Source organism: Allobaculum fili, from assembly GCF_020969955.1.
Lineage (GTDB): Bacteria > Bacillota_I > Bacilli_A > Erysipelotrichales > Erysipelotrichaceae > Allobaculum > Allobaculum fili.
The window spans coordinates 20,440-30,620 of record NZ_JAHDSX010000029.1 but is presented as its reverse complement, the minus strand read 5'-3'; the positions used below and the strand labels follow the sequence as shown (position 1 = coordinate 30,620).

The following is a 10,181-nucleotide window of genomic DNA, read 5'->3' as shown; positions in this document are numbered from 1 at the left end:
ACTTTGGAGAAATCGATACCGAGATCGATTGCAGGGATGATTGATTCCATGAAAAAGCCTCCTTGAATAAAGGAATTATCCCAAGGAGGCGGTCGAGAAAATACCCGTCTTTTATTTGACGCTTACCAAAAAGCCAGGTCTGACTTCTGCAGATGAATGACTGGAAAATATAGGCTGAACCAAACGAAAACCGCTTCCGTCACGACTTGAACGAAAGCGGTTTTCTTCGTTTATTGAGGATATTGAATGGCCGAGGCAAAGGCTCCGGTTCGACTGGGTTTAGCGTCTTGGCTGTTCGCAGCGGGCTATGGCATCCTGTGCACTCAGGCCGCCAAAGAGAATGGAAAGAATTCCGTCTCCGTAGCGTTCAAACATGGCCGCCGGATAGAAGATGGATTCCTTAATCGCTTCGACGGAGGGAAGGCTGTCTTTGGCATAACAATACGTTTTGTAGCGGATTTCGCCGTCATGGAAGTCCATTTCAAAGTTTCCGGCGCGCAGACCGTAATTGGCGCGATGAAGGAATTCGCTGACTTCTCGAACCGTTGTCTCATCGTCCATATCGGCTCCAAGCGGACACAGAGCGTATACGTTGAAGCTTTCTGTGTCGATGTCGAGGTAATACTTGATGTGCTTGATTTTGGAACTGAGGCTGAGACTGAAACGAATCAGTCCAAGTTCTTCATCAAAGTCGTAATTCCACTCATCGTCATCGAGATAGCGCAGTACCGTCTGAGCAATCTCACGGGAATAGGGCTGGTTTGTTGCCATAAACTGGGTTCCTTTCTTTCTGAAACCGCCGTTTCGCCCAGACTTTCCTTCTTCGAGGGCGTCCGACTCCGTCTAAAGCGAATGAAAAAGATGGCGTGAAACAGCCGGTTTCTGTTCTGGGTTCATGAATAGTCAAATTATACAATCCTCTTTCTTTGCGACCTCCAATTTTTTGACAGTGCGCCAATAAGCACAAACAGAACCGGTATTTTGTCCGAATTGCATGCCTTTGTCATGCTTTATGAAGAATAGGCCGAAAAACAAATGGTACGTGTTCGTTCAAATTTTTTCGAATTTCTGTGCTGTATTACTTTGAAGAGCATGACATCCGATCATGAAAAATCCCCCTGTATTCATCCGATTGGCATGGGAACAGGGGGCTGTTTTAATTCTTAATTTCAGGATCCATTCTACTCAGGTCGATCGTTTATATTTCTCGATCAGCTGTAAAATCTTTCCTTCTTCGCGATCCGCTCTTTCAGCATCTGCGCGATGTCCTTGTAATGGAACGGCGCAATTTCGTCCGGAATGTTCACAAACTGACTGGTGATCAGAAGCGCGGTTTCCAGACCGATCGCATCGAGCATGCGGAACGGACCAATGGCAGCACCGGTGCCTTTTGCCCAGGCTTTATCAATGTCTTCGGGACTGCCCGTTTTCGTCACGTATAAATCCATGGCAGACATCAGGAAAGGTACGAGCATGCTGTTGAGAAGGTAGCCGTTTTTCTCTTTCATGACGGCTACCGGATCCATGCCGATTTCTCTGGCAAATTCCATTACCTTTGCGAAGGCTTCCGGATTTGTTCCGGGATGAACCATGACTTCGGCCAGGTTGTTGATCCAGATATGGTTGGCAAAATGCAGGGACAGGAAGTTTTGCGGATACGGTACGTCGTCTGCGAACATCGAGGGCAGCAGCGTACTCGAATTGGTCACGACGATCATCTTTTCCGTAATGTATGGAGAAGCCTTTTCAAAGAAATCCTTTTTCACGCCAGCATCTTCCGAAATGGCTTCAATCAGCAGATCGGCATCCGACAGCGCTTTTTCAAGATCGAGCTCGATTCGAATCGAAGCGACGGCTTTCTCGACATCTTCGGCTGTTACGCCGACCAGTCCCGGGGCCGGGATCCCCTTCTGGAGCGTACCGAGATACTGCTCTTTGTAATACTGAATACGCGGCTGAGTACGCGTAATGCTGGATTCAGAACGCAGCCAGATGGTTACGTCCTTTCCTTTCACGGCAGACTGCAGGGCGATTTGCACACCTAGAACACCGCCGCCGGCAACAGTAACGTGTTTCATTGCATAATCACTCTCCTTTTATTCACAGCTTATCAGATTTCGTCAAACCGACATAGTCAGCTGATTCGAACTGCACAGTGCACTTTGCGGCTTCTCCGCCTCTTTCTTTTTCCCGGCGATCTTCTGCATTTTCAAAAAACCTCCAGCCATTTCGGACGGCCGGTTCAAAACAAATATCGATTGCACAAAATCCATCCGTATAAACAGACAGGAGGTAAAAACATGAACTCAGGCAACAAAAAGAATGCATTTTCGCTTATCGAATGTATGGTTTCTCTTTTGCTCATAGCAATCACTTTATGGATCACGATTCCGAATTTCCAGGGCAAGGAGAAAATCATCCGCGCCAAAGGCTGCGAAGCGCTCATCGAAGTCGTCAATTCTCAGATTATGCTTTATGAAATCGATGAAGATCGTACTCCGACTTCCGTACAGGAACTCATTTCCAAAGGCTATCTCAAAGACGGGCAGGCAAAATGTCCGGACGGAAAAAGCGTGGTGATCGTCAATGGGCAGGCCGCCAGCCGGTAGGATTGAATTTCTGAGGATGGACAGGCGCAGTTTCCGTTTCAAAAGCCTAACACACATTCTGACCAGCCGCAGAGACTGTCAAACAAAGTGTCGAAAGACAGCTTTCAGGAACCCCAGGGGACGAAACGCCTTTTCTCTGAGCGAAACCCTGTTTGTACTGCTGCTCATAGGCCTGTCTGTATCTGTCTTTTCGCTGACCCCTCGTGCGGACAGTTCGGGCCTTTCGAGTCGAATTCTTCTGGAAAAAGTGAATCAGGAGCAGTATCTGGCCTTCTCATTGCGCCAGCCGCGTGCGGTGGACATTCAAAAGGATCGAATGCTTAGCGGGCAGGAATCGTTTGATTTTCCTAAGGGGCTTGCCTGTACGCCTATGAAGCTTTCCTGGAACGAAACAGGTTCGATTTCCAAAGGCGGAACATTGCGGTGTACGGCTGGAACAAGTTCATTTCGCATCGTATTTCAGCTGGGAAGCGGACGCGCACGGATCGAAAGCGGGCCATAAACCGCGTTCGTATGAATAACATTCAGATCCTGCAGCCCATTGGACGATCCGAAAGACAGACTTCACGTTTGTCTTTCCCCTTTTGCCTGGAAAACAAATACAGTAGGAAAAAAGACGCTCTGGCGATCATTCTTTAAAGACCGACAGGAGCGTCTGGATACCGAATCGATTGAGGAGGCGAGCCAGTTTTTCAGAATTCTCGAGTGGATCCGAAGTTTTGGATTGGATCCAGCCGGGAACAAGGTATCCCTGGCCATTGACCATGACCGATCTTTTTTCTTCCCTTAAAAAGAAGGTTCTCCTTGTTCAGCTAGCCCATTCCCTGTCCAGATTTCCCCGTTCACCGGTCTTTCTTTTTCGAAAAGCGTACAGGTCAGACATACGCACCCATAAAGGCCGAAAAAGGCAAAACGGATTTCTTCTGATGGAAGCGCTTCTGGCGCTGCTCATTCTTTCGCTGTCCGTTTTTCTGCTCAGTACGAGTATTCAGGCGTATATACACGCTCTGTCCAAGGGCGTTTCTGAATCTCTGGAAAGTACATCCTCATGAAAAGACGGGATTGGGGCTATCGAGAACAAAAAGGGTGCTTTTTGGAAAGGCCTTTGCCTGCTTTCGTGAAGAAACGGTTCGAACGAATGGCGTCTTCGTCTTCTTCAAAGCACAGAAAAAACGCGTTTACACTGAGCGAAGCCCTTTTAGCCTTTCTGGTCGGTATGATCTGTGTTTCCCTGCTTTCAGTACAGACGCGTGTTCTTTCTTCAAGTCTGCGCATCCGTGACGATTCTCAGGAACAGTTTGCGATTCTTCAGCTTCGCGAGCTCTGTTCTTTATCCTGGAAGGCGAGCGTATCGAATGGACAGCTGCATCTTCAATGGGCCGACAAAGCCGAAACGGTTGCTCTGGATCAGAGACGTCTCGTCAAAAAGCCGGGCTATGAAATCTTCATGGAAAATATCGATTCGGCGGTATTCACAGAACATCAGGGAAAAATTGAACTCGAGGTGATGTATGAAAACCATAAGAAGACCTGGCAGATTCAGTAAGTCCTCCCATTTTCGTCTGCGAAAACCCTCACACCATTTTCCGGGCGGGCAGAAGCGCTTCTTTGCAAATCCGTCTTTATTTCGTACCGTCGAGTTCAAAAAGAAAAATGGATTTGCGCTGGAACCTGCCCTCGTTCTCTTCAGTCTGGTCTTAATGGTTTCTGTATGGGTTTGTGCTTCGCTGCAGGCGCGCAGCGCTCTGCTTGCGGCATCCGGACGATCGGACATCGATCTGGCAATTGTCGAGCGTGCAAAACAGTTTGCGGGAGAATGCGCCTGGTCCAGACGATGCCAGACGGCTGCTCCGCAAAAGATATTTCACGAGACAATCCAGGCGCATGACGTTCTGTTCAAAGATGAATCCTCAAGAATTCTGGCGCAGTATACGGATCATGGCCATAAGTATAAAATCGAGCTTTATTACGATGAGACCGGTATTATAAAAGCCGAGTACAGTCACTGAAATTCAAAGCGTCCTCTGGCAATAAACATAGCTGCCAAAAGCGAGCGAATCGATGAGACTGGTCATACCTAAAGCAAAATGAACGGATCAGGAGGTCGTTTACTATGGATTTACAGGGATTTGGAGCTACGAAAGAATATGTGCGGCTGACAAACCGCCATTTTGAACAGGTTCATCGGTTTTATATTGCGCTGGATCTGGAAACGACCGGTCTTTCCCCCGATTCCGATCGGATCGTCGAAATCGGTGCAGTAGCTTTTCGAAATGGGCAGCCGGCGGAACGCTTCAATACCTTCGTAAATCCAGGCAGACCGATTCCAATCGGCGCGTCGATGGTCAATCACATTACCGATGACATGGTCGCGGATGCGCCGGATGAAAGAGAAGCTCTGCTTGAACTCTTCGCGTTTCTGAATCGCTTTTCCGGTTACGATCTTCTGTTTGTCGGACACAATGCGGCGTTTGACTTTTCGTTTTTATGCGCCGCCTGCAATCGACAGGGCTTTTCGGTAAACTTCCGCTATCTCGATACGCTGCGCATTGCCCGCAGTACTCTTCGCACCGTGCCTAACTACAAGCAGGATACGCTTGCCACTCATTATGGACTCATCAATCCGATGGCCCACCGCGCGGAATCGGATGCGCTGACCTGCGGTCGAATTCTTCTCGCGCTGCTGGCGGAAATTGAATCCTGATCAAGCCGGCAAAGCCGATCCAATTCTTTATTTTGAGACAATAAAAGCCATGGCTTTCCAGATCATTACAATTCTGGAATGCCATGGCTTCTGTTTTACTTCCCCCCTGCTCAGGGAAGCTCCTGGAAATGATCTTAGAGCGTGTAGGCAACAGCCTTTTTCAGTTCTTCGGCTTTGTGCTTGTCGGTCAGTTTTTCAATCAGCGCAAACGCGAATTCAAAAGCGCCGCCTACTGAAATGCCGGAAACGATATTTCCGTCCACGACCGCATGCTTCTTTTCAAACGTACCGCCAAAAGAGTCTTCATTCATCGAAGGTACACAGACGTACTTTTTGTTTTTGTATACGCCAAGTTCTCCCGCAAGGGCGCTGCCGGCACAGATTGCGCCGAGTACCTTTTGCGGATTCATCGCAAAGGCGCGAATTTCGTCTTCAATGAGCGGAATATTCTTGAATACCGCATACGCGTCTCCGCCGGGGACGATCAGCGCATCGGTCGTTTCAAAATCATAGCCGCGCAGTTCCGTCGGCGTTTCAATGATCAGGCCGTTATTGCCTCTGGCCAGTTTCTTATTTTCAACGTTTACAAGAACCGTAACGATTCCGGCTCTCTTGAGGAGGTCAAAGGGAACGAGTGCCTCAATTTCTTCAAACCCGTCCGCAATCAGGATCGCTGCTTTTTTCAATGTTTATCACCTCGCTTCCAGTTTAAGAAGGCAAAAATCGAGCGAAAAGCCAGATGCCTGAAGGTTTTCTTTTGTGGGATGAATCCATACTGCGGTTCTTGTCTTATTGCTTTTTGAGCAGTCTCAAGCCCGGTACAGGCTGGCAGATTTCGCATCCTTTACAAGATTGTAAACTAGCAGAACCGGAGCGATTTTTGATCGACGACGCATTCCGAATTTAAGGTTTTATAAAGTCAGCTTCATCAACTTTTCGAATTGAAGCCGTTGATTCACTTTGGGAATGGTTTTCTGTACTTTTTAAACGATATTCTGTGTTTCCTCCCCATTTTGTTCAGATTTCCTTAAATAATTCACTAAATTTCACATTTTTGATTGACGGGTATACATTAAGGAAAGGTTCAGCGTACTCGCCGGCTCTTGCGTTTTCCATACTACCCCCGCTTTTCTTCCGCTTCTGGGGCATGCAAAACCATCCGACTTTCAGATAAATCGCTCATGAATCTTCTATTGAATCAGAAAGGATGAACTGCATGAATTATGCATTAAGTGTTGGAACTGCACTGCTGGCTGGTCTTCTGCTGACCCGGCTGGGAAACAAGTTCCGTCTGCCGGATGTCACATCCTATTTAATCGCCGGACTCCTTCTTGGACCCTGCTGCATCGGTCTTCTTAAAATTCCTGGCCTTGGCTTTCATACGTTCCAGGATGTAGAAGTCCTTCAGCCGTTTAACAATGTGGCGCTTGGCTTTATCGCTTTCGCGATCGGAAGCGAATTTCGTTTAAGCGAACTGAAACAGACTGGAAAACAGGCGCTGACGATCGGTATTCTCGAAGGTATCATCACCACGATTGTCGTCGACTGCGTTCTGTTCGTTGCACACCTGATCGTTCCAGATATTCTGACGCTCGCGGACGTTCTCATTCTCGGCGCAATTGCTGCGGCCACCGCTCCGGCGGCAACGCTGATGGTTGTCCGTCAGTACAAAGCCAAAGGCGACGTCACTTCGACCCTGCTTCCTGTCGTTGCGCTGGATGACGCCGTCGGCCTGATCCTGTTTGCGATTTCCTATGGCGTAGCCATGCATCTTGATTCCCCTGACGGTGCGAACATGGTTTCCCTTTTTGTTGAACCGCTGATGGAAATCTTCTTCTCGCTGGGCATCGGTGCCCTGCTTGGCTGGATCCTGACACATGTCGCCCGTATTTTCCATTCGAATCGTAACCGCAATACGCTGATTGTCAGCTTCGTCATTCTGGGCGTAACCATTTCAACCGCCCAGATTCACATCGGACCGATGAATTTTGGTCTTTCTTCCCTGCTCGTCAACATGATGCTCGGTACCATCTTCTGCAACTGCTGCCGCAAGTCCGAAGATCTGATGAGCCGTGCCGATCGCTGGTCGGCTCCGCTGATCACCCTCTTCTTCGTATTAAGCGGCGCGGAACTGAACCTGTTCGCCTTTGGCAACATCCTCGTTCTCGCTGTTGGTCTGACGTACATTCTCTCGCGCTGCCTCGGTAAATACCTGGGCGGAAGTCTCTCGGCCGTCATTGCCGGTTCGCCGAAAACCGTACGCAAATGGCTCGGTATTACCCTCTTCCCGCAGGCTGGTGTCGCTCTGGGCATGGCCGCTACGGTCGGCGCCCGCATGGGTGAAAACGGCATGATGATCCGCAACGTTGTTCTCTTCGGCGTTCTGGTTTATGAGCTGATCGGACCGTCTCTGACCAAGTTTACGCTGACCAAAGCCGGAGAAATCAAACCGAAAAACCTCGCCGACGAATAGTCAGAAAGCAACAAGTTTCATTTTTCGCAAAACGGATTTTCCCTTTTGCCTTACAGCTGGATTTCGCAGGAAATCCGGCTTTTCTTCTATCTGAACAGCCGGATTTGACCGATTTATATCCTTTGGTGCTTTTCTGGAGATGGCAGAATCGCTGCGCCGAGATATTTCTCGGATCTCCCCTGATTCGTGTATGGCGAAAACACTCTGGATTTTGTTTCAGGCAAAAGTTCCATACGATTCCGCCTGTCCTTTTTGGCTCCGGAGGGATCGCCATTGCGCGCTGCAGACAGAACGATTAAAACTAAAAGGACAGCCCGACATGCGGCTGCTGGAAGACCGATTCTTTCTCTCACCGCGTTCGGACCGTCTCGTCTGCGGGAGAGGAAGCGTCTGGAAAGGATGTTTTTATGAATATTGTTCTTCTTGAATCCCTCGGCATTCCCCAGGGCCTGCTGGATTCGTATCGATCCCAAATTGAAGCCGCCGGACATCGCTTTACTGTTTACGAACGGACATCCGATGTCGATACCCTCAAAGAGGAAGTCCGGGATGCGGACGTGCTGATTCTGGCGAATATGCCGCTTCCGGATTCTGTTCTTGATCAGGCAGATCATCTTCGCTATATCGATGTCGCCTTTACCGGCGTCGATCACATTCCCGTAAAGGAAGCCCTGCACCGCAGCATTGCGATTTCCAACGCGTCGGGCTATGCCACGGAATCGGTTGCGGAACTGGCGATTGCAATGATGATTTTACTTGCACGAAAAGTGCCAGCGCTTCAGCAGGCCTGCCGGGAAGGCAAGGCCAAAGGCCGTCTGGAAGGCTGGACGCTTCAGAATCGGACCGTCGGTATTGCCGGCGCGGGAAAAATCGGTCTGCGTACGGCTCAGCTGGCTAAATCGATGGGCGCCCGCGTTCTGGCGTTCAATCGCTCGCAAGTTCATTGTGACTGGATCGATGAACAGGTGCCCCTGGACAAGCTGCTTCAGGAAAGCGATATTCTTTCCCTGCATCTGCCGCTGACCGATCAGACACGCGGTTTGATCGGTAAAAAGGAGCTGGAGTGCATGAAGCCGGGAGCGATCGTCATCAACACGGCGCGCGGACCTATTCTCGATAACAATGCACTGGCTGCTCTTCTTGAAAACGGTCATCTTGCGGGAGCAGGTACTGACGTCTTTGATCAGGAGCCGCCTCTGCCCCTCGATCTGCCGTTTTTAAAAGCGCCCAATACGATTCTGACACCGCATATCGCCTACGATTCTGAACAGTCCATGAAAGAGCGGGCGGAAATTGTCTTTGACAACCTCTTTTCGTGGCTGAACGGAACGATTAAAAACGAAATCAAGGCCGGCTGAAGGCGGCAAAGTATCGAATCAATAAGAGTGAATAAAAAGAGTTAACCGAGTTTAAGAAAGGATCTGGAAGTATGCGTCAAACGGTAACCGAGAGCGACGAGATCGCCGCTCTATCGCCGTCCTCTTCCAGGAGGATGGCTTCTTCAAAAGGGGCAAAAGGCATTTTGTACATGGTCATTGCCTCAATTCTTTTTGCGACAGGCGGTCTCGTTCTGAAATGGACGAACTGGAATTCGCTGGCCATTAACGGCGTTCGCTCCTGCTTTGGGGCTGTCGTGATCGGTCTGTTCATGCTTATTACCCACCATCGCCTGCGCCTGAACAAATCGGTGTTTGCGGGGGCGGTGGCGTACATGTTCATGACAACGCTCTTTGTTCTTTCGAACAAAATGACGGCTGCGGGCAACGCGATTGTCCTGCAGTTTTCCTGCCCGATCTGGATCGTCCTGCTGAACCTTATCCTGTTTCATCGAAAGCCGGATCGAAGACAGATCATCGCCCTGACGCTCATTGTGATCGGCATTGTCTGCTTCTTCCTGGATTCGCTGCAGTCCGGCAGCTGGGCCGGCGATCTGATCGCGATCCTTTCCGGATTTTTCTACGCGATTCTGTTCATGCTGAACAGCTTTAAAAACGGCGATGCCCTCTCGTCCATTTTCCTTGGCCAGATCGGTACCGTGATCTGCATGGCTCCGTTTGCTTACGGCTGTTCCATGACGCCTTCCAATCTGTTTGCGATTTTCTGGCTCGGTACTTTCCAGGTCGGCTTCGCCTATGTATTCTTCGCTTTAGGAACCGGCCTGATCAGCGCGCTCAACGCGTCTCTGGTCAACGCGATCGAACCGGTACTCAATCCGACGCTCGTTGCTCTGGCCGGCTACGAATCGCTCAGCGGCTTATCGCTTGCTGGCGCGGCCATCGTCATCTGCAGCGTCATCTGGAATTCTCTGCCCGCGTCCGCGCGCAGACACCTGCAGGCAAAAACGGCCTGAGCGTGACGTTATCCTTTCCAAACGATTTGGATCCAAATCAAAAGG

The 10,181-nt window shown here is 49.7% G+C and carries 11 protein-coding genes; 8 read left to right on the top strand and 3 right to left on the bottom strand.

Going from position 1 to position 10,181, the window contains the following annotated elements:
- Positions 1-279: 279 nt before the first annotated feature.
- Both Afil_RS07360 and Afil_RS07355 read right to left on the bottom strand, forming a co-directional pair.
- Positions 280-771, bottom strand: coding sequence for a type III secretion system chaperone family protein (locus Afil_RS07360; protein WP_230267927.1), 492 nt, complete (start codon positions 769-771; stop codon positions 280-282).
- Positions 772-1,211: 440 nt separating this feature from the next.
- Complete coding sequence (locus Afil_RS07355) at positions 1,212-2,078, bottom strand: 3-hydroxyacyl-CoA dehydrogenase NAD-binding domain-containing protein (protein ID WP_230267926.1); 867 nt, start codon at positions 2,076-2,078, stop codon at positions 1,212-1,214.
- 222 nt (positions 2,079-2,300) lie between these two features.
- Here Afil_RS07355 and comGC point away from each other — a divergent pair, with 222 nt between their 5' ends.
- The 5 genes from comGC to Afil_RS07335 all read left to right on the top strand — a co-directional run bounded on the left by comGC (position 2,301) and on the right by Afil_RS07335 (position 5,313).
- Complete coding sequence (comGC, locus tag Afil_RS07350; RefSeq protein ID WP_230267925.1) at positions 2,301-2,609, top strand: competence type IV pilus major pilin ComGC; 309 nt, start codon at positions 2,301-2,303, stop codon at positions 2,607-2,609.
- Positions 2,610-3,535: 926 nt separating this feature from the next.
- Positions 3,536-3,661: a hypothetical protein gene (locus Afil_RS11120; RefSeq protein ID WP_255658287.1), complete on the top strand. Its 126-nt coding sequence runs from the start codon at positions 3,536-3,538 to the stop codon at positions 3,659-3,661.
- Positions 3,662-3,726: 65 nt separating this feature from the next.
- Complete coding sequence (locus Afil_RS07345) at positions 3,727-4,155, top strand: hypothetical protein (RefSeq protein WP_230267924.1); 429 nt, start codon at positions 3,727-3,729, stop codon at positions 4,153-4,155.
- A 154-nt stretch (positions 4,156-4,309) separates the two neighbouring features.
- Positions 4,310-4,618, top strand: a complete 309-nt coding sequence (locus Afil_RS07340; protein ID WP_230267923.1) for a hypothetical protein — start codon at positions 4,310-4,312, stop codon at positions 4,616-4,618.
- A 104-nt stretch (positions 4,619-4,722) separates the two neighbouring features.
- On the top strand, positions 4,723-5,313 hold the full coding sequence (locus Afil_RS07335) for a 3'-5' exonuclease (protein ID WP_230267922.1): 591 nt from the start codon (positions 4,723-4,725) through the stop codon (positions 5,311-5,313).
- Positions 5,314-5,447: 134 nt separating this feature from the next.
- Here the strand turns inward: Afil_RS07335 and Afil_RS07330 are convergent, their stop codons facing one another.
- On the bottom strand, positions 5,448-5,999 hold the full coding sequence (locus Afil_RS07330) for a DJ-1/PfpI family protein (RefSeq protein WP_230267921.1): 552 nt from the start codon (positions 5,997-5,999) through the stop codon (positions 5,448-5,450).
- A gap of 530 nt (positions 6,000-6,529) precedes the next feature.
- Here Afil_RS07330 and Afil_RS07325 point away from each other — a divergent pair.
- From Afil_RS07325 to Afil_RS07315, 3 genes are all read left to right on the top strand, one after another.
- Positions 6,530-7,786: a cation:proton antiporter gene (locus Afil_RS07325; RefSeq protein ID WP_230267920.1), complete on the top strand. Its 1,257-nt coding sequence runs from the start codon at positions 6,530-6,532 to the stop codon at positions 7,784-7,786.
- A gap of 407 nt (positions 7,787-8,193) precedes the next feature.
- Complete coding sequence (locus Afil_RS07320) at positions 8,194-9,144, top strand: NAD(P)-dependent oxidoreductase (RefSeq protein WP_230267919.1); 951 nt, start codon at positions 8,194-8,196, stop codon at positions 9,142-9,144.
- 71 nt (positions 9,145-9,215) lie between these two features.
- A complete protein-coding gene (locus Afil_RS07315; RefSeq protein ID WP_230267918.1) occupies positions 9,216-10,136 on the top strand; it encodes a DMT family transporter in 921 nt (306 codons plus the stop codon).
- Positions 10,137-10,181: the final 45 nt, after the last annotated feature.